Here is an 18,295-nt window from a genome sequence, read left to right as displayed (position 1 = left end):
ACCAAATGAACGGTTGTTACCTCTATGTAAACCCAATTCCCTAATCATTGCATAACAAACAAAAGACCCTGATTCTGGGCCTATTTGAACGTTTCATACATCATCTTTTCTCTAACAGACGGGATTCTCATGACAAAAGAAACTGTAAGCCTCCTCATCCATTTTACAGATAGGATTTTGTTTATTACTCTGTAACGCTTTTTATAAATCATTGTAATCAGAATCATGATTGTAGCATAGATCATCCACTTCAACATGTCATCACTCTCCTTTATTTATTAGAGTGAGACAAAATGCGATTTCTTATCCTATAAGAAAAACTTGACTTATTGCAAAAACCTAAAGTAGATAGCCCCATTTAAGTAAAAATAAAGTCATTTAAAGCTATTGGAAAGAAACATTTTTAAAGTGCTCGATATAAAAAAAGAGCTGTATTGTTCAGTATACAGCCCTTGGTCGTCCGTTTATTTTATTTGACTTCAAATATTGGTTTCATAGCCTCTTTCAACACGTCCGCTGAATGATGGAGCTTGTCCATTTCTACATCAGTTAAGTCAATTTCCACTGATTTTTCTACCCCGTGCTGGCTAACAATGGCCGGAACTCCGATATATAGATCATCTAGACCATATTCACCTTTCATCAAAGTAGAAACGGTTAAAATAGAATGCTCATTACGAAGAATCGCTTTCGTTAAACGTGCTAGCCCCATAGCGATCGCATAATGTGTCGCTCCTTTACGTTCTATAATATGATAGGCTGCATCCCGAACATTAATGAAAATGTTATCCAAATCTTCTTGCTTTCCTTCTTTTTTATACTTAGACATGTAGCGATCAATCGGTTCAGAACCAATCCGTGTCTGACTCCAGACAGGAAGTTCTGTGTCTCCGTGTTCCCCCATAATATAACCGTGTATATTCCTGACATCAATGTCAAAGTACTCACTTAAAAGAAAACGAAAACGAGCTGTGTCCAAAATTGTTCCTGATCCAATGACCCGTTCCATTGGTAATCCTGAGAATTTCCACGTTGCATAGGAAAGGACATCAACAGGATTCGTAGCCACAATGAAAATACCGTTAAATCCACTTTCCATCACTGACCCGACAATTCCTTTGAAAATCTTGACATTCTTTTCGATTAAATCTAACCTCGTCTCACCTGGTTTCTGATTTGCACCTGCCGTAATAACGACAATATCTGCATCTTTACAGTCAGAATACTCTCCTGCCCAAATTTTTGTTGGTGCTCCGAAAGGAATTCCATGGTTTAAATCCATTGCGTCCCCTTCCGTCTTTTCTTTATTTAGATCAATGAGGACCATTTCGTCCGTGATATTTTGATTGATGAGAGAGAAAGCATAACTTGATCCAACATTTCCTGTTCCAATGACTACTACTCTAGAAGTTTTTGTTCCGTACATATTAATTTCCACCTTTCAAGTGATAATTTGAGGCATTTATTTACATGAATACCGTCTTCCTAATTACATTGTACATCATTTCACAATTGTTTAAAGTCATGAAAGCGATTACGAAATGTCTATTTTGTTACATTGTCACAGTATTTACATTCCAATATATTTAGAAAACAATGATTTAGCCCTTGAAACATCTTCTGTTCCTTGAATCAACGTGCGCCCGTCGGGGAACATGACAATTTTTTCTCCTTCATGTAAATACACTCTTAATAAAAAAGGAGTTCTTTTTACAGCTCTAACAATTGGGTTTAGCTTGCTTTCCCACACCACTAAATCAAATTCATTTGGTCCTACTATCTGAACCGTGTCTCGTCCACACAAGGTAGTGACATCGTTTTGTGTTGATTGAGTTAGTGAAGGAAACTCTTTTAATTGACACGTAGGACAAGCTTCATGAGCCTTGCCTAATTTCATGGAGAAATGATGATTGTTCCATACATCAAAAGTTGATAGCTCAGGAGAAATCTCATCCTCATTCCCCGATAATAGCTTCAAGCAAGCAAGAGCCTCAAGACTGGCTACAATATCAACTACAGGTGAAAGAACGCCAATCGTATCGCACGTCTGTCCTGTGGAGTCGTGCGTGGGAAAAAGACACCGCAAGCAGGACGTTTTTCCTGGAATGAATACAGCTTCCATTCCTCTTGAACTGACCGCTCCACCATAGATGAAAGGAACCTCGTATTTATACGCCACATCATTTAATAAATACCGTGTTTGGAAATTATCCGTCCCATCAATGATAACGTCGACCCCGTTCATGAATTCTTCCACATTTTCGGATGTAATATCAGTTACATGCCCCTCAATGTTAATACTACTATTTAACTTTCGGAGCTTTTGTTCAGCTGCCACCGCCTTAGGCAGGAAGCGAGCTACATCATCTTCATCAAAAAGGGTTTGCCTCTGTAAATTACTCATTTCAACGTAGTCACGATCGCAAAAAACGAGATTTCCCACTCCTGCTCTAGCAAGATGGTTAGCCACTACTGTACCTAACGCGCCCATTCCGACAATAAGCACCTTTCCATTTAGTAGATGTTCTTGTCCTTCTTTGCCAATGGGATGAAATAGCATTTGTCTAGAATAACGTCCCCAAAGTTCCTCCATCTTAAATCTTCCTCTCTAGATGTTGAAATAAACACCAATCATTGCACCTAAAATAAAGCCAAAAACTGTACACAAATGGTTAACGAAGTCATTATCCATCCACATTCTTCCTTTTACTATGGTGGTCGACTTTTTGCAATGGATATTTCTCTCTGTAAAGCGCCCACATTTGTTACATTGATACAAAGCTTGTAGAAAATCGCCACTTAAAGCATCAATCCATTGGGATATAAAACCGACCATAATTATGAGGCACCAAACAAACCAAGGAACAGGAACAGAACCAAAATCTTGCATGTTAATAAGTAAGTATCCAATGAGAACGACGAACGCGCTCCCCATTAGGGCCCCTAAATTTCCAAGCCTCGTCGTCCCGCCGGACTGTCCAACGGGAACGACTTCTTTCGTTAACAGTCTGCGAGGAGGAGAATGGCTCTGCTTTCCAATTGCAGAGGCCCAAGTGTCGCTATTAGCCGAGGCTAGAGATGAAATAAAGGCGAGGAGCCAAATCATGTCATCCGTCAGGATAAATAACAACGAAGCTGCAGCTGCCCAACCGCCGTTTGCCAACACTTGTTTCGCATCTCTCTTTTCTCCTTTTTCTTCAAAGGTCTCGTGTCTCCCTTGAGTACCATCTAACTTCCTTCCTAATATACTTGAGGAAAGAAAAAAAGAGGCTAATATTAGCAGTCCATATAGTGAAAAAGCAAAAGTGATGATTCCTCCTATAACAATACTTGCCGCCATTCCCGTTTTCGTTAATGCTTCTTTTTTGAATGAAATATATGCTATTAATACAACGCCAACTAATAATACGTATTCATTTGTAAGTAGTGTCATTGTTATAGCTCTTTCCCTATTGAAACCTATTGTTTTCAGATTTCTTACGCGATTCGATCCATTTATCAGATGTAATGATGACTCCAACTGGTATATCGTGTCTTTCATGAGGTAGATTTTCTACAAGCTGCATCTCGAAACAGAGTGCAGCTGTTAGTAAATCATTTTCTTTTGATAAGAAGCGATCATAGTACCCGCCACCATGACCAACTCGATAACCTGAGTGATCAAACACAAGGCCCGGCACAAGGAGTAAATCCATATCAGAAACATGTATTTTTTCGCAAAGGTCAGGGTTAGGTTCCTTCAGCCCAAAATAATGACTTTCCAGTTGATCATCATCGTTGAATTGATAAAAAGACAAACTCTTATTTATCGGATTACATTTAGGTATAGCAACGACTTTCCCTTCTTTCCATGCTTGCTCAATGATTGGTCGCGTATCAATTTCATTCCCAATTGAAACTGTCACACCAATGATTTGGCTACTCGTCCAATATTCATGGGAAAATAACTTGTCATACATCTGATGTAACCATTCATTCCTTTTTTCTTCACTCAATGAAGAAAGTCTTCGTTTCCATTCTTTCCGGAGAGCATCTTTATCCATACAACTCCACCCTTTCAACTCTACTATAATTTTACCATTTTTTATAAATCCTCTGTTGGAGAATACTGTCGATTTTAACAATTCTTCATTGCTATTCCAAACAAATGGAGCAATAATCTTTTTCTTAACAAGATCTTATAACAAGCTATTCAACTTTTATGTGCTAGATGATCATTCAGATAAGGATGAATAATTTAGATAAATGAGAAGGTAAACTATGTAGTTCGTAAAAAAAGACAAAAAAAAGCAGAAGAAAAATCTTCTGCTTACTTTGTCTCACGGTGTAACGTGTGACGGCCTAGACGCGGGCTGAATTTCTTAAGCTCCATACGATCTGGGTTCGTACGTTTATTTTTTGTCGTAATGTAGTTACGGTCGCCTGTCTCAGTGCAAGCTAAAGTGACTTGTACACGCATGTTTTTCCCCTCCAAACTCTATACTTACTCATACTTTAAAAATAATAGCAGAGTTTGTTGAGACATTCAAGTGAAACAACGAGATCTTCTAAGATCTTTTTAAAAGCTTTACTCGTTTAGGCACTTTATTTCCTAATAATTCCTTGTATTGTTCATGAATCGTTTCCAGTTTGTATAATTGTTCATGAGCGATTTCCCAATCGTACAAGTGAGCAATGCTATTAGGTTCAATCAACACATCATAAACCATTCCCCATGCAGAACTTTCTTGAGAAAGGGGTTGATACATAGAACGATTAGAGTCAGTGGTTGAACTAGATGCAAGATCTATTTCATTCGTTTGATATTGAGTTGGCCCTCCTAGAGGACCAAGCCCCCCTATTAAATAATACATGCTACTGTTACATACCATGATTGCTTCGTTGTTAGGAGAATAGTACACAAATGGGATAGAACGTTTGGAATTCACTCTGTAATGAATCAATAACTGCAGTTGTACCGATGTTTGAGTATTATTCTCAATCATTAATTTATTTAATGTTGTAAATTCATTATCGCTAGGGAGGTTTATCCACTTCATGTTCAGATTCCCAGTAGAACTTTCCATATAATGCATATTCTCTGTTAATCTCATAAATGGAATAACGGTATTTTTCATTTTTATTAGATATTCTTTATAGAATTGACTTACTTCATTTTTAGGTTTTTTCATTATTGTATTCTCTCCTTTAGTGTTCACCTTTGTAAACTCATCGTACCGAGGTTTGTCCATTTCAACAAGGAGGTATTTTTGTCATTTTGTGTCATTGTCTACTACTCACTAATCTATCAACACTATTTTTCATTTTAATATTGCTTGCGTGAAAAACACGTAGAAATTCCGTCACCAATCTTTTAAATCCGTCAATTCCTGCCTGTCATCTCTTAATATTTGAAAGTTTGGATAAAACTCCCCTCCAAACACTCGCTATTTCTGATATTATTAGAAAGATGAACAGCTAATTTTTGTAAGGAGGTTTGAAAATGGAATGGATATTGATCGGTTTATTTAGTCTATCTGCCATTTTATTGTTATTATCATTTTTCCAAAAAAATCCTCATCAAGATGTAGAAAAACAGCTTGAAAATCTCTCCATTCAGATGATGCAGGAAATTTATTATTTAAAAAAGAAAGTAACCATTCTCGAAGAAGAGTATGTCATTGGAGATGCCGGGCTGTCTTCTGATACCCGATCAACACTCACTCGAGACGACGTACTTGCTATGCACGAAGACGGTCATTCTGTTGAAGAAATTGCTTCAATAACGGAAAACTCTATAGAGAAGATCGAACAGCTATTAGCTCAATAGCACCTTTTAAAGGAATTTGTGAAGACTATCTTGTTTTAGTTAAGGAGGGCACCTATGAGTGCGAAAGATTCATTTCGTGGGGCTGCTGCAGGCCTGTTCTTAGCCGGTACAGTTTTAGCTGCTACATATTACATGCAACCTGAAGTACTTAGTTATGATGAAACAGCCGTCTTAGAAGAACAAAGTGAAACCACCTTGTCAAAAGGTGAATATGAACAGCTAGAGCAATTAGAAGTTGAAAACGAAGCATTACGGAAACAATTAGAGGGAGTGGAAGATTCCTCTCAAGAAAATGATGATTCAGAAGAACCAGAAACAAACACCGAAGAGAGCGATCCCGTTTATTTCAGCATACTATCAATTGAACCAGGGATGACATCACAAGATATTTCAGAAAAACTTGTAAGACTTAATATTATTCATGATAGTGAGTCCTTAGCGCAAGAGCTTGCAGCCCAAGGTGTTGAAGATCGTATTCAGCTTGGTGAATACACTCTGAATAGTGACATGTCTGTAGAGGAAATTGTAACTATTATTACATCGTAAATGTAGACCTTCTTTACTGGCTTGAGGGAAGAAAACCAAACTTAAAAAAAGGCGTATGAAAGGGAAACCTCTCATACGCCTTTTGAATATATCAATACGGTTATTCCGAAATTTCGTTTTCAACTTCCTCTACTTCTGGTCCATCGTCTGGCATCTGAGGACCATTTCGCTCTTCTTTCAATTCAAAGTATGCGTCTAGGGACCCTTCTACGATACGATTGGCCACCCCTGCGCTGTCTTCATTGGCTGTTCCCGGAACGATGACCGCAATCGAAACTTCCGGTTCATCGTAAGGAGCAAAACCAGCAAATGTTTGGTTGTTTGCATCTTCTCCATTTATCCTCACCTGAGATGTCCCGGTTTTTCCAGCTGGATTGTAGTCTCTATCTTCAAAATAGGTCCGAGCTGTCCCCTCTGGCCCGTGAATCACCCGGTGAAAGCCTTCCTTAATTCTATCGAGGTGATACTCATCTACGTCAAGGTAATTCAAAATTTTCGGTTCAAGCTGCTGGGATAGAGCTCCCAATTCACCTTTAGTCGTACTAGGTTCACGGATCTCTTTTACTACTCTCGGTGCAATTCTATAGCCGTCATTTGCAATTGTTGACGCATATTGAGCTAACTGCATAGTTGTATACGTATCAAATTGTCCGAAACTGAAGAAGAGAAGACTCCCTTGAGATCCAGGACCTGTAGGATTTCCTCCACTGACACCTGCGAATTCTCCTGGCAAATCTATACCTGTTTCTACACCTAAACCAAACTGGTTGTAGTATGAACGAAGTGTATCAAATCCAGGATTGATATCTGGCCAATTTGTTCCAGAAACGCCATACATATATCCAACCATCCTCATAGCGATTTCTACCATATAAATGTTTGATGAACGCTCTAAGGCAGTCAAATCATTCACATATCCTAAATTTCTAATAGAGGAGATGTCAGGTGAACCACTGAATTTTAAAGTGCGATCGTAAACCCCATCGCCAGGAGAAATCGCCCCTGTATCAAATCCGGCTAAGACTGTCGCACCTTTCATTGATGACCCTACTTCGTATCCTTGAGTGAACGTGCCTAGGTCACTATCGTGTCCAGCCATAGCTAGCACTTCACCAGTGTGAGGGTCCATCATGACAACATAGGCGTCCTCTTCCTCGACAAACCTAGCTGATGAACTGGTCACTTCCTCCTCTATCACTTCTTTCACTCGTTGTTGCAGTTCCATGTCAAAGGTTAAAACAAGGTCATTTCCTCTGCTACCTAATCTTTGTTCAGGGTTATTCAAGAAATTCCCATTAGGGTCCATATAGTTTTCAAGCTCCCCTTGTCTTCCTTTTAAGACAGATTCATACTGAGCTTCCAAGTAGCTTCGACCCACTTCTTCGTTTCTTTCATAGCCTTTGGCTAAAAATGAGTTCAAATCATTTCTCGGAATAGAACCTACTCTTCCAAAAATCGAACTTAGCGTGTCGCCGTAAGTATATCTCCTTGCCGAATCCCGAATAATGTCTACTCCAGGCAAATATTCCATGTGCTCCATGATTTTCGCTGCTTCTTCGTATTCAATCGGACGCTTTACTTTATGAGGAAGGTTGTTATAACCCGTATTAAATTCTCTCCAAATAAGAAAGATTTCTAATTCCTCATCAGTTAGTTGATTAAGCTCTTCTTCTGAGATTAAGTCTAGTCTTTCTAGGTGAGCTTCACTATCTGATAGGTTTTGCTCATTTGCTTCTTGGACAGAAAGTTTTTCTAAGTACTCTTCTTCATTAATTAAAGCCCAAAATTCTTTTCGATCTCGCTCAAAGCGGTCTTCAATTCCTTCAATGTCCATAGTAATGAATTCATTTAGCCGAGTAGCTGTTTCAATCATTTCGTCTTGTGATGTATTTCTATTCGTATAAGTAACCGTAAATAGTAGCTCATTATCCACTAACACATTTCCGTGGCGGTCATACATTAACCCTCGGGGGGCTTCAACCGGCTGGCTAATATTGACCGTTCGCTCCAATTCCTCCTGATACCCTTCCCCTTGTACAATTTGAACGACCCCTAATCGTAAAATGAGGGCAGAAAAAAGTAAAAATACGACAAAAAACAGAATATTTAAACGAATCGGTATGTGAGGCTTGAGTTGTTTTTTTTCACTCATTACATCGTCCCTTTCTATATGTAAAGACATCTCAACTATGTAAATTTATTTTCAGTCAAAATAGACACCTTATGTTCATAAGGTGTCTAAAAGCAAGCCCGCATGTGCGGTTATCTTCCAGATTTCACGAACCCGCCCTAGGCAGGTGGGTGCCCGCAAAAACACTTTCAGCTTCCTGAATAAATCAGGCATGCTGTCGGCGTTTTAATATAAAGCTCCCAATGTGAATTGGTGTTCGGTTCGAATTAAACTCGAAGTTCACCAACACCGCAGGCAAAATGATTGTAAGGAAATTATATCACAAATGATACGATTTTCAATAGGAGTCTATTGATACAGAATCATTTTTTACTTCTTAAAATTTCTCTTTGTCTACATTTAAAGGTAAGTGAATAGACCTAATCCATCCATATATACATAAATGACCAGCCCCTAAGACAATTAAAGCAAGAGGTATACCTTTTTCTTCGCCTAATTGATAAATAGCAAAGAGTAAAACAAGGATAGATACGATTCTCCCAGCATTTAAATAGAGTTCTCGGATGACAATATATTCTATTCGCATTTCACGTGCTTTCCACGCACTCCCTATCACGTCATATGTTAATGAAAGATAAGGAACTAATAAAAGAGGATAAGCAACCGATATAACCACCCCATATGTAATGAGACGGGCAAAACTCAGTTCAAATACAATCAAAAATACAGCTGCATAAAGGATAGCCCCTCCGATGAGGATCGCTTTTTTTCGATATTTCTTGGATAAGAACCTCCCTACAATATAATAAGTAATAAAAGAAGTAGTTGAAGCAATTAGTCCAAACGTTCCTAGAGCTAATTCACTTCCCGTTGTTACGAAAACCCAGACGACAATGACAAATATAAAGCTTCCTTCTCTCAAACCTTGAAAGAAATTGGCCCATAAAATACTTTTCCATGGGAGATAGTCTTTCTTAACTTGAAACACATCGTACAAATGATAGTCCCCTTGTGCAGATCGCCGTTTAAGAAAAAAACTTAACACCACCGCTACAACAAACAGGACAAGTGAAAATGAAAATATCACTTTGTATCCTGTTAGTTTCTCCATATAGGTGATGACCACGCCTGCAAAGATCGGCCCAACCATTCCTGCTAAAGACGTTAGAAGCCCTAAAAAACCATTGAAAAAATCCCGCGTTTCAGGTTCAGTGATTTCGAATGTAAGGACATTGAATGATAGCCAGTAAAATCCATACCCTATCCCTAGTAATACACCTAACACCACTATGTATTTCCCGGCATTTTCTCCTAACATTAAGACAGTCGTAAAGAACACTGACAGGAATATCACCCCAAGGCGAAGGACAATCACCCTGTCTATTTTTTTGGCCCAACGACCTGCCAAAATAAATGTTAAAGGTTGCATGATGACAACAAACAAATTGTAAACCGCAAGATTCATAAAATCTTCTGACTGCTTCCAAAGGTAAACATTTACAAATGTGTTAGACAGGGCAATACTTAAGGCGTATAACCCACCGATGATTAAAAGTAATTCAATGTCTCTGTTTAACTCTATATCGCCTACCATTGTTTTAACCCATTTTTTCATCTGACAACGCTCCTTTTCACCTCACACAACTTAGTTTGTCACGAGGATAAAAGGATATTCCATGAAATTACGCTTTAGGTGAGAAGTCACAACATAGGAAAGGTATACATCAAAGAAATAAAGGAATTTAGATAGTTTTGACCACTAAAAAAACCGCAAAACCAAATGGCTTTGCGGTAACTGACGTAAATTTATTTAGCAGCTGCGTAACGCTTTGCTACTTCATTCCAGTTAATAACATTGAAGAAAGCATCAACGTAATCTGGACGTTTGTTTTGATATTTCAAATAGTATGCATGCTCCCAAACATCTACACCTAAAATTCCAGTTTTACCTTCCATAATAGGTGTATCTTGATTTGGAGTGCTAGTTACTTCAAGCTCACCGTTATTCACAGCTAGCCAAGCCCAACCTGAACCAAAACGAGTCAATGCTGCATTTTTGAATTCCTCTTTGAATTTGTCAAAGCTGCCAAACTTCTTATCAATCGCCTCGGCAAGTTCGCCTGTTGGAGTTCCGCCACCTTCAGGTGACATAATTTCCCAAAATAGAGTGTGATTAAAATGTCCTCCACCGTTGTTTCGGACAGCACCTCGTACGCTTTCAGGAAGCGCATCAAGATTCGTAAGCAAGTCTTCTAAGCTTTTACCCTCAAGATCGCTATGACCTTCAAGAGCACCGTTTAGCTTTGTTACATACGTGTTATGGTGCTTACCGTGGTGAATTTTCATTGTCTCTTCATCAATGTGTGGTGTTAATGCGTCGTGTGCGTATGGTAGTTCTGGTAAAGAAAATGACATTCTATCTCCTCCTTAGTAAATTGTATGTAGGAAAAAAATTTTCTAAGTGAAAATCCTCCCACACAGATAACGCCTTTTTCAAAAATTGAAGAGGTTTCATCTGTTCAATTTTTACATTAACAAATATACCCTTTGCTTTCAAACAATAAACCTTCACATTTTTCAAAAAAATCATTCAGGTCATCATATTGCCGACGGTTTGAAAGTCATCCTTGGATTTAACATTTCATTTAGACTTTTTAATTGAAACATATTCGCCCCATCAGAAAAATCTATTTTCAAGTTGTTGTCGTAGATCCACTCTACTCTTTTTTTTATAGCTACTCGAAAAGGAGCAGGCGTTGTTTCTATGATTAAATCTTGATCAGTAAGTTCTATTTCCGGTAATTCAACAAGTTGACTTACACCATTTACGACACAACCACAGCCATCAGTCTCATATTCTAATAGTAAAATATTCTTTTCGCTTTTCAAACCTAACTCATTTAACATGTCTTTCGCTTTATTCGTAATTTGAATGTTCATTGTAAGTTATCCCACCTTTTTATAAACCTTAAGTGACTTCCCTTTATTATGAAGGATGCAGCTCATCCCCACAAGAAATCTTCATCCATCATGGTCTTTAAAAATTAAAAAACTCATTAGCTTTAGACTAATGAGTGTGTGTTAATAAATGGAGGAGGAAGAGGGATTCGAACCCCCGCGGGCTTTGACACCCCTGTCGGTTTTCAAGACCGATCCCTTCAGCCAGACTTGGGTATTCCTCCGTACAAAAAATATGGTGGACCCTGTAGGACTCGAACCTACGACCGGACGGTTATGAGCCGTCTGCTCTAACCAACTGAGCTAAGGGTCCTAAAGAAATGATACTAATATGTATATTATGGTAGCGGCGGAGGGGATCGAACCCCCGACCTCACGGGTATGAACCGTACGCTCTAGCCAGCTGAGCTACACCGCCATTACAATTTATCTTTAATCAAAGACAAGTAACATCATACCATGATCTTAAAGTTACAGTCAATACTCTTTTTTATTTTTCTCGAAAAATATATTTGCGCCGAGGAGACTATTCAGTTTCCTCGACGCTTTGGATAAGAGAATTAGGATCCTACATCACTACAGAAAGTTTATTTACTTCAGTTTACAATAAACTGAAACGCTACTATTCTTCGTCAAGAACTGCCTCTGCAATATTAACTGAATGGTCGCCTATACGTTCTAAGTTACTAATCATATCAACAAATACGATTCCAGCAGAGCCATCACAGCTGCCTTCATTGAGACGGATAATATGCTTTTTACGAAGTTGACGTTCCATTTTGTCAATCTGCTCTTCTTTAAGGACAACGGATCTTGCTGCTAGGAAATCATCATCTTCCAATGCTTTGATTGCCTCGTTAAGTGTATCTATTGTTAAACTAAACATCTCTCTCAAATCTTCCATAGCTAGATCAGACATTTTTACTTTATTCGTAATTTGATATTCGGTCAATTCAACAATATTCTCCATATGATCGCCTACCCGTTCAATATCTCGAACCGTGTCCATCAACATGGAGTGAAGACGTGAATCTGCTGAGGTAAGGGAATTAGTTGAAATTTTCACGAGATAATCCGTGATTTTTCGATCCAAGTTATTTACTGCATCTTCGAACTGATAAGTTAGTTCTGCATGCCTTTTATGCTTTGTTTCTGTAAACGCTGACGCTTCAACAAGACCTTGTTTAGAAAGTTCTGCCATGCGCAACGTTTCTTTCTTAGCTTGTCCTAAGGCAATCGATGAGGACTGTGAGATCAACACCGGATCTAAATGTTGAGCTTTGTATTCAATAACTGTTTCTTTACCAGGAATGATCTTCGTAACAATTAATGCTAGTACCGCGACAAATGGAAGCTGAATGAGTACATTCGAGAAGTTAAAAATCCCGTGTGCCACCGCAATCGTCATCTCTGGATTTAAAGAGAACGCTTGTTGTAAGTAAGCAACCATTGCAATATAAGGCTGAATAATGATTAATACAAGTATTGTACCTACTACATTAAATATTACGTGTGTTAAAGCAGCTCTCTTCGCTGCGATCGACGCACCTAATGCTGCTAAAACTGCTGTAATTGTAGTTCCTATATTATCTCCAAATAATACCGGTAGAGCTGCATCTAAATCCATGGCACCTTGAGCAAATAATTGCTGTAATAGTCCTATAGCTGCAGAGGAACTTTGCACACTCACAGTGAAAATTGTACCTATAAGTACTCCTAATAAAGGGTTTTGACTCATACTAACGGTTAATTCTGCGAAAGCCTCTAATTCTCTTAACGGTCGTAAACCATCTCCCATTAAGTTAAGTCCATAGAATAAGGCACCAAAACCGAAAAATACTTGACCGATATTATTCGCCTTTTTATTTTTCAGGAAAAAAATCAAAAACGTTCCGATCGCAATAATCGGCAATGCGTAATCAGATATTTTCAGTCCGATAATGAACGCTGTTATAGTGGTACCTATGTTCGCTCCCATAATAACACCAATTGACTGTCGTAACGTCATAAATCCTGCATTTACCAGTCCAATCGCCAATACGGTTGTACCTGTACTCGTTTGTAACAACACCGTTACTACGACACCTGCTATGACGCCCATGACTGGATTACTCGTAAATTTATCTAAAATATCTCTTAGTTTATCTCCAGCAACTTTTTGCAACCCGTCTCCCATGTACTTAATACCAAATAGAAAGATCGCCAGTCCACCGAAAAACATGAACAATAAATCCCTTAATTCCAGTTCCAAATCCTCATCCCCTTGAATTCGTTTTGTTTCGACGTTTTTATCTTTCAACGTTTCTCATCGTACGCTTCTTTTGTAAATTGTTTATTAACGAATTGTAAAGATTATATTAAGTTTCTCAATCTTCGTTCATAAAGAGGATAAATCAAGGAGATCTAAGAAGATTTATTTCATTTTCCTGTTCATTTTCTGCTAAAAATGTCATAGTATTCATAAGAGTGATCCCTAATCTTATTTATATAAGGAGTGAAGAAATGAATATTATTCAACAGTTTATTAAAAGTTTATATTCTCCTGAAACGATAGCAAAATTCCGTTTTCAAAAAATAGGAAAAACGATCCTATATGTTTTTTTCCTAATGTTTATTGTATCCATTCCTATGGCGGTGTTGCTAGGGAGTAGCATCAACAATCTTTATAATGATGTAGAAGTTCATATGGACGAGTCTTTCCCCGATTTTTCGATTGAAAATGGTGTCCTGCAATCTGATTTAGAAGAACCTTACATATCCGAAGATGGTGACACTACCGTTATTTTCGATCCGACTGGAGAATATACTGCAAATGATGTGGCTGAGTTTGACAATGCCTTCGCTCTTTTAGAAAGAGAAGCAGCTATCAGTACTGATGGGATGCCACAAACGATTGGCTACCAAGAGTTTGGTATAAATATCGCTAAGGACGAACTTCTTGATTTAGTCAATAGTGTAGGAGATTTATTACCATTAATCATTTCAATCTTTATTTTGTTTATGTACTTATTTACAACCGCAATGAAGTTTCTTGGGATCTTTATGCTATCAGTTATTACCCTGCTACTTAAGAGAAAAGTAGCCGATCAAGTGTCTTATCGACAAGGATGGGTATTGTCTGCTTATGCTGTCACCCTTCCAACGGTGATATTCGCTGTGTTTGACACAATTGGTCTCCATATTCCATTTTCACTAGCTATTTATTGGGTGATTGCTATTGTCATTATGAACCTCGTTCTTAGAAACATTCCTTCACCTAAACAAGAAGAACCGAGAGAAATTAAATAATAAATATAATCAATACTAACCCTTAATCAACCTAAAAAACGGCATTCTTTTAACAAAAAATGTCGTTTTTTTATTATTTTTTCTAAAATAATATTGTATTGAAAGCTATATATAAAAAAATATGATATATTAATCTTATCATTTATATAACGAACAAAAAAATTAAAATCCAACAATATAACAAACAACAATATTTTTAGATCAAGGAGGGTGTCCATGGTTGGCGAACGCGTACAGAAATTCAGAAAGGAAGCCGGGATGTCTTTGACCGAACTGGCCGAAAGAGCTGGAGTTGCTAAATCTTATCTAAGTGCTCTAGAAAGAAATATTCAAACGAACCCATCTATACAATTTCTGGAAAAAATTGCTGATGTGTTAAAAGTTAATATAAATCAATTATTAAAGGATAATACGGAAGAAGAAAGTGAATTGTATACTAATCTAGACAACGAATGGCAAAGTCTTGTTAAAGAAGCAATGAATTCCGGAGTTTCAAAGGAAGAATTCAAAGAATTTCTAGAATTTAATAAGTGGAAAATCAAGCAAAAATAAAAAGAGGCGGGGTAACTCGCCTCTTTTTATTTTTGACGCTTCACGCCAAGTTAATTACTAACCTAAACCACCGTTATTTTTCCCCTCAATGACATCCTCCTCAACGAAATATTTATCTTTTGCATACGCTATTAAGAATATCCTTTTGAAGTGGAGACGATATTACTAGATAGTGAAAAGTTTCAAATATCAGCAATACACCCAATAAAAAAACTCATATCGTTCTTTATATCGTACTATCTTTCATTTACTCTCGTTTTCATTTTTTACAAAATAAATTTGTGCGTTATAATGAACATAATCAGTTTATTTTTGTTATGAAGGGAGAGTGTCTATGATTGGAGATATGATTCGTTATAGAAGGAAAGAAAAAGGGCTCACGTTGTCTGAGTTATCTAGACAAACTGGAGTTTCAAAATCTTATTTAAGTTACTTAGAGAGGAATATGAAACGCAATCCATCTATTGAAATTGTAAAACGGATCTTTTTAATACTGGATCTTCCATTGTCCTCTTTAATGACTCAAGATCGAGTCATCAATCATGTTCAATTTAAGCACAAACAAAATTCACATTAAACATTATTAAACAAAGGTATGAGGATCTTGCTAGTTAAGATCCTTTTTATCATTTTAATCTTCCTGATTACTTTCAAGGGTTGTTCTCGAATATATATCTTTCTTCAAAAGTAAAAAGGAACCCAAAAGTTTATCCAGGATTCCTTTCTTCTTGTATCAAACTTCATTCACCGCACTTTTTTTCACAAGAAATTTTCGAACCTGCTCAACCGTCAACCCCAATGCTTTCGCCTCTTCCATTAGTTTTCCCCATTCTTTGTGCTCGCTCTCATCATAATGACTTACATTCATCTCTCATGATCCCCCTCCCACACAAACCGTCAAAACTCACTAGGCAGCCCAGCCATCATAGGATTTTATCTGAAAAATCATATGTACATTCCCTTAGACCTGAAACTTTGCGACTCCATTTTTCAATAGATTTGCCTTTGACTAGAAGAAGACATAGGTTCGAAAATAATTATTTTATTTTCCTAGGACAATTTGATTATAAACAATCTCTATCTTGAATTTGTGGAGAAACTTGTCGTATATGGAAAATTAATTCCATCGACCTATGTTTTTTAGTATCTTCGACAAATTCTATCAAAGATAAGAGCCCTAATTACCATCTGGGATGGATTAACCTTGGAAAAGTGAGGTTAAAGATAAGCTAAAAAACAGCCTGCTACACTGCAGGCTGTTAAATGTTTAATTTTCAGGGACGATGACTATTCTCGTTCCATCCACCGATATGATCTTCACTTTCTCTTCTTCTTTGATCCACTGATTGTCTGACGTTGCGCTGTATAATTTTCCTTCAATTTCAATCGTTCCAGTAGGTCGAAACGGTGTCTTCGTGATACCAGTCTTTCCAACGAGATCAACATAATCTTCATTCATGGAATTATAACCATGCTCTGAGGACAATTGATCCTTCAAAGTCATTTTCTCCCACATATTTCGCTTCGGGAAAACTTTCGTGAATAGATAAGATGATGGAGCTGCAATGACAAAGGCCATTCCCACAAGGATGCCATAAGTAAGACCTGGGGCCGGCAATGCTAAACCAAGAATCATAAATAGGATTCCAATACCGGCAATCGTTCCATCCGTCGTCACTTTCCCATCAAAAATAATTAAGGACAATCCTATCAAATACAAAATCACGACCCAAAAGCTGTCTCCAGTAGTTAAGTGATAAGAAAAATAAATGGCCATAATCACGATGCCGATCACGCCGAATAAGCCCTTCGTACGAACCATCACCTCACCAAAAATAAACAACGTCGCTATAAACACGACCATAAAGCCAAAGACTGCTTGATCCAAAAATTCCATGAGATTTCCTCTCCTCTCAACACCTGCTATTCCATTAAATTCATTGTACCAAATTTGAGCTAATAAGTTCTAATACGAACTTGCTGCCAGAAAAGTTTCAGAAAAAAACGCCTTAGAAAATTCTAAGACGTCTGGTTCATTTCGGGAGATGAGGAATCAGAAGTGCTAAACCAACCTCTAACTGCGTCAATTAAACTGCTAAAGAAATCGAGTATAGACTGGATGAAACTTTGACCTTGCTCACTTTCAAGGAAATCACCTATATTGTCCCTGATATGATTAATTTGATTTTGAACCTGATCCCAATCAATATTTAAATTTTTCATTCTTTCAAACAATGATACAAGACCATTTAATTCTTCGTCGGTTAAAGTCATTCCTAATTCATTAGCAACACGCTGAATTAAGTTTCTCAAATCTTCTTCCGTTTCCACGTCTTCTTCTGCCAACGCCTCTTTTATTCGCGTCATTAACTCCGTTGCCTGCTCTACACCATATTCCTCACCTAGTTCGGCCGTCTTTACTAATTCCTCATTCGCTACTTCTTTTTGCTCCTCAGGAATGACTTCGTCCGTTGATGCTTCATATGCTTTAATCAGTCCAGTTAAAGCTCCTGTACCTGAAACATCAAACGGGGCAGTCACATAAATATCTGCATCCTTGACCCCTGCAGTAATTAGAGCATTGGCATACATTCCTTCAGAGACCCAAGTTATCCTGTTCGCTTCCACATCAATTCCTTCACCTTCTTCTAAAATTGTTATTTTAGAAGAAGAAAGAGCGTTACTGCCTATGATCGAAGCGCTAATATGTTCACCTAAATATTGATGCTCTTCTTCATTTGTAACAGTTACAACCATTACATCATCTTCATTTACACCCATTTCATTTATTAAGTCTTCACGTTGCTGTGGACTTAAGTCTTCTCCTAATGTGATAATTTCATCTCCTGGAGCTGCATCTGCAAAACTCACTGAAGTAAGAAGCATCCACACAGCCAGTGTCGAAATCATCCATTTGTATCCCTTTTTCATGTTTCATTCCCCTTTTCGTCTAATCCATATCGTACCATATTTTTATTCAATTAAAATAAAAACAGTCCATGACAACACCT

The 18,295-nt window shown here is 37.7% G+C and carries 20 protein-coding genes, 3 tRNA genes, 1 other RNA gene and 1 riboswitch; of the genes, 5 read left to right on the top strand and 19 right to left on the bottom strand.

Going from position 1 to position 18,295, the window contains the following annotated elements:
- Positions 1-80: 80 nt before the first annotated feature.
- The 7 genes from CR194_RS20365 to CR194_RS01840 all read right to left on the bottom strand — a co-directional run bounded on the left by CR194_RS20365 (position 81) and on the right by CR194_RS01840 (position 5,171).
- Positions 81-257 carry a hypothetical protein gene (locus CR194_RS20365; protein ID WP_199228111.1) on the bottom strand — a complete coding sequence of 59 codons (177 nt, stop codon included), beginning with the start codon at positions 255-257 and terminating at the stop codon, positions 81-83.
- 212 nt (positions 258-469) lie between these two features.
- On the bottom strand, positions 470-1,426 hold the full coding sequence (locus CR194_RS01865) for an L-lactate dehydrogenase (RefSeq protein WP_110607938.1): 957 nt from the start codon (positions 1,424-1,426) through the stop codon (positions 470-472).
- A gap of 144 nt (positions 1,427-1,570) precedes the next feature.
- The gene (locus tag CR194_RS01860; RefSeq protein ID WP_110607937.1) at positions 1,571-2,593 is read right to left on the bottom strand and encodes a ThiF family adenylyltransferase; all 1,023 of its coding nucleotides are present in this window, start codon (positions 2,591-2,593) and stop codon (positions 1,571-1,573) included.
- Positions 2,594-2,608: 15 nt separating this feature from the next.
- Positions 2,609-3,433, bottom strand: coding sequence for a DUF92 domain-containing protein (locus CR194_RS01855; protein WP_158282139.1), 825 nt, complete (start codon positions 3,431-3,433; stop codon positions 2,609-2,611).
- A gap of 16 nt (positions 3,434-3,449) precedes the next feature.
- A complete protein-coding gene (locus CR194_RS01850) occupies positions 3,450-4,043 on the bottom strand; it encodes a 5-formyltetrahydrofolate cyclo-ligase (RefSeq protein WP_110607935.1) in 594 nt (197 codons plus the stop codon).
- 266 nt (positions 4,044-4,309) lie between these two features.
- Positions 4,310-4,459, bottom strand: a complete 150-nt coding sequence (rpmG, locus tag CR194_RS01845) for a 50S ribosomal protein L33 (RefSeq protein WP_026696706.1) — start codon at positions 4,457-4,459, stop codon at positions 4,310-4,312.
- A gap of 88 nt (positions 4,460-4,547) precedes the next feature.
- On the bottom strand, positions 4,548-5,171 hold the full coding sequence (locus CR194_RS01840) for a hypothetical protein (protein WP_110607934.1): 624 nt from the start codon (positions 5,169-5,171) through the stop codon (positions 4,548-4,550).
- A 311-nt stretch (positions 5,172-5,482) separates the two neighbouring features.
- Here CR194_RS01840 and CR194_RS01835 point away from each other — a divergent pair, with 311 nt between their 5' ends.
- The gene (locus CR194_RS01835) at positions 5,483-5,809 is read left to right on the top strand and encodes a hypothetical protein (protein WP_110607933.1); all 327 of its coding nucleotides are present in this window, start codon (positions 5,483-5,485) and stop codon (positions 5,807-5,809) included.
- Positions 5,810-5,863: 54 nt separating this feature from the next.
- Positions 5,864-6,355 carry an MltG/YceG/YrrL family protein gene (locus tag CR194_RS01830; RefSeq protein WP_110607932.1) on the top strand — a complete coding sequence of 164 codons (492 nt, stop codon included), beginning with the start codon at positions 5,864-5,866 and terminating at the stop codon, positions 6,353-6,355.
- 100 nt (positions 6,356-6,455) lie between these two features.
- Here the strand turns inward: CR194_RS01830 and CR194_RS01825 are convergent, their stop codons facing one another.
- The 9 genes from CR194_RS01825 to CR194_RS01785 form a co-directional block, all read right to left on the bottom strand.
- A complete protein-coding gene (locus tag CR194_RS01825; RefSeq protein WP_110607931.1) occupies positions 6,456-8,507 on the bottom strand; it encodes a peptidoglycan D,D-transpeptidase FtsI family protein in 2,052 nt (683 codons plus the stop codon).
- Between the two features lie 91 nt (positions 8,508-8,598).
- A non-coding RNA gene (ssrS, locus tag CR194_RS01820) (6S RNA) lies at positions 8,599-8,786 on the bottom strand.
- A 76-nt stretch (positions 8,787-8,862) separates the two neighbouring features.
- Positions 8,863-10,101, bottom strand: a complete 1,239-nt coding sequence (locus CR194_RS01815) for an MFS transporter (RefSeq protein ID WP_110607930.1) — start codon at positions 10,099-10,101, stop codon at positions 8,863-8,865.
- Between the two features lie 191 nt (positions 10,102-10,292).
- Positions 10,293-10,901 carry a superoxide dismutase gene (locus CR194_RS01810; RefSeq protein ID WP_110607929.1) on the bottom strand — a complete coding sequence of 203 codons (609 nt, stop codon included), beginning with the start codon at positions 10,899-10,901 and terminating at the stop codon, positions 10,293-10,295.
- Positions 10,902-11,084: 183 nt separating this feature from the next.
- Positions 11,085-11,426 (bottom strand): iron-sulfur cluster biosynthesis family protein, encoded by a 342-nt coding sequence (locus CR194_RS01805; protein ID WP_110607928.1) that lies wholly within the window; start codon positions 11,424-11,426, stop codon positions 11,085-11,087.
- Positions 11,427-11,575: 149 nt separating this feature from the next.
- Positions 11,576-11,668: transfer RNA gene (locus tag CR194_RS01800), tRNA-Ser, on the bottom strand.
- 12 nt (positions 11,669-11,680) lie between these two features.
- Positions 11,681-11,757, bottom strand: a tRNA-Ile gene (locus CR194_RS01795).
- Between the two features lie 28 nt (positions 11,758-11,785).
- Positions 11,786-11,862, bottom strand: a tRNA-Met gene (locus CR194_RS01790).
- A gap of 204 nt (positions 11,863-12,066) precedes the next feature.
- Positions 12,067-13,665 (bottom strand): Na/Pi cotransporter family protein, encoded by a 1,599-nt coding sequence (locus tag CR194_RS01785; RefSeq protein WP_199228133.1) that lies wholly within the window; start codon positions 13,663-13,665, stop codon positions 12,067-12,069.
- 281 nt (positions 13,666-13,946) lie between these two features.
- Here CR194_RS01785 and CR194_RS01780 point away from each other — a divergent pair, with 281 nt between their 5' ends.
- The 3 genes from CR194_RS01780 (at position 13,947) to CR194_RS01770 (ending at position 15,861) form a co-directional block, all read left to right on the top strand.
- The gene (locus CR194_RS01780; RefSeq protein ID WP_110607927.1) at positions 13,947-14,732 is read left to right on the top strand and encodes a DUF1189 domain-containing protein; all 786 of its coding nucleotides are present in this window, start codon (positions 13,947-13,949) and stop codon (positions 14,730-14,732) included.
- A 216-nt stretch (positions 14,733-14,948) separates the two neighbouring features.
- A complete protein-coding gene (locus CR194_RS01775) occupies positions 14,949-15,284 on the top strand; it encodes a helix-turn-helix domain-containing protein (protein WP_110607926.1) in 336 nt (111 codons plus the stop codon).
- 334 nt (positions 15,285-15,618) lie between these two features.
- Positions 15,619-15,861 (top strand): helix-turn-helix domain-containing protein, encoded by a 243-nt coding sequence (locus CR194_RS01770; protein ID WP_110607925.1) that lies wholly within the window; start codon positions 15,619-15,621, stop codon positions 15,859-15,861.
- 156 nt (positions 15,862-16,017) lie between these two features.
- On the opposite strand, the gene sinI is transcribed toward CR194_RS01770, so the two are convergent.
- The 3 genes from sinI to CR194_RS01755 form a co-directional block, all read right to left on the bottom strand.
- Entirely contained in the window at positions 16,018-16,152 is a 135-nt protein-coding gene (gene sinI, locus CR194_RS01765; RefSeq protein ID WP_110607924.1) for a DNA-binding anti-repressor SinI, read from the bottom strand.
- Positions 16,153-16,191: 39 nt separating this feature from the next.
- Positions 16,192-16,298, bottom strand: a riboswitch (cyclic di-GMP riboswitch).
- A gap of 253 nt (positions 16,299-16,551) precedes the next feature.
- Positions 16,552-17,181: an NfeD family protein gene (locus CR194_RS01760; protein WP_110607923.1), complete on the bottom strand. Its 630-nt coding sequence runs from the start codon at positions 17,179-17,181 to the stop codon at positions 16,552-16,554.
- A 122-nt stretch (positions 17,182-17,303) separates the two neighbouring features.
- A complete protein-coding gene (locus CR194_RS01755; protein ID WP_110607922.1) occupies positions 17,304-18,215 on the bottom strand; it encodes a DUF1002 domain-containing protein in 912 nt (303 codons plus the stop codon).
- Between the last annotated feature and the right edge of the window lie 80 nt (positions 18,216-18,295).

Source organism: Salipaludibacillus keqinensis (assembly GCF_003226325.1).
In the GTDB taxonomy this organism is placed as follows: domain Bacteria; phylum Bacillota; class Bacilli; order Bacillales; family Salisediminibacteriaceae; genus Salipaludibacillus; species Salipaludibacillus keqinensis.
The sequence above is the reverse complement of the archived record's forward strand: the minus strand, read 5'-3'. Positions and strand labels throughout refer to the sequence as shown.

Bases quoted from the DNA above. Each gene is read 5' to 3' on its own strand.
- CR194_RS20365 (WP_199228111.1), bottom strand. From the start codon at position 257: ATGTTGAAGTGGATGATCTATGCTACAATCATGATTCTGATTACAATG.
- CR194_RS01865 (WP_110607938.1), bottom strand. From the start codon at position 1,426: ATGTACGGAACAAAAACTTCTAGAGTAGTAGTCATTGGAACAGGAAAT.
- CR194_RS01860 (WP_110607937.1), bottom strand. From the start codon at position 2,593: ATGGAGGAACTTTGGGGACGTTATTCTAGACAAATGCTATTTCATCCC.
- CR194_RS01855 (WP_158282139.1), bottom strand. From the start codon at position 3,433: ATGACACTACTTACAAATGAATACGTATTATTAGTTGGCGTTGTATTA.
- CR194_RS01850 (WP_110607935.1), bottom strand. From the start codon at position 4,043: ATGGATAAAGATGCTCTCCGGAAAGAATGGAAACGAAGACTTTCTTCA.
- rpmG (WP_026696706.1), bottom strand. From the start codon at position 4,459: ATGCGTGTACAAGTCACTTTAGCTTGCACTGAGACAGGCGACCGTAAC.
- CR194_RS01840 (WP_110607934.1), bottom strand. From the start codon at position 5,171: ATGAAAAAACCTAAAAATGAAGTAAGTCAATTCTATAAAGAATATCTA.
- CR194_RS01835 (WP_110607933.1), top strand. From the start codon at position 5,483: ATGGAATGGATATTGATCGGTTTATTTAGTCTATCTGCCATTTTATTG.
- CR194_RS01830 (WP_110607932.1), top strand. From the start codon at position 5,864: ATGAGTGCGAAAGATTCATTTCGTGGGGCTGCTGCAGGCCTGTTCTTA.
- CR194_RS01825 (WP_110607931.1), bottom strand. From the start codon at position 8,507: ATGAGTGAAAAAAAACAACTCAAGCCTCACATACCGATTCGTTTAAAT.
- CR194_RS01815 (WP_110607930.1), bottom strand. From the start codon at position 10,101: ATGAAAAAATGGGTTAAAACAATGGTAGGCGATATAGAGTTAAACAGA.
- CR194_RS01810 (WP_110607929.1), bottom strand. From the start codon at position 10,901: ATGTCATTTTCTTTACCAGAACTACCATACGCACACGACGCATTAACA.
- CR194_RS01805 (WP_110607928.1), bottom strand. From the start codon at position 11,426: ATGAACATTCAAATTACGAATAAAGCGAAAGACATGTTAAATGAGTTA.
- CR194_RS01785 (WP_199228133.1), bottom strand. From the start codon at position 13,665: ATGTTTTTCGGTGGACTGGCGATCTTTCTATTTGGTATTAAGTACATG.
- CR194_RS01780 (WP_110607927.1), top strand. From the start codon at position 13,947: ATGAATATTATTCAACAGTTTATTAAAAGTTTATATTCTCCTGAAACG.
- CR194_RS01775 (WP_110607926.1), top strand. From the start codon at position 14,949: ATGGTTGGCGAACGCGTACAGAAATTCAGAAAGGAAGCCGGGATGTCT.
- CR194_RS01770 (WP_110607925.1), top strand. From the start codon at position 15,619: ATGATTGGAGATATGATTCGTTATAGAAGGAAAGAAAAAGGGCTCACG.
- sinI (WP_110607924.1), bottom strand. From the start codon at position 16,152: ATGAATGTAAGTCATTATGATGAGAGCGAGCACAAAGAATGGGGAAAA.
- CR194_RS01760 (WP_110607923.1), bottom strand. From the start codon at position 17,181: ATGGAATTTTTGGATCAAGCAGTCTTTGGCTTTATGGTCGTGTTTATA.
- CR194_RS01755 (WP_110607922.1), bottom strand. From the start codon at position 18,215: ATGAAAAAGGGATACAAATGGATGATTTCGACACTGGCTGTGTGGATG.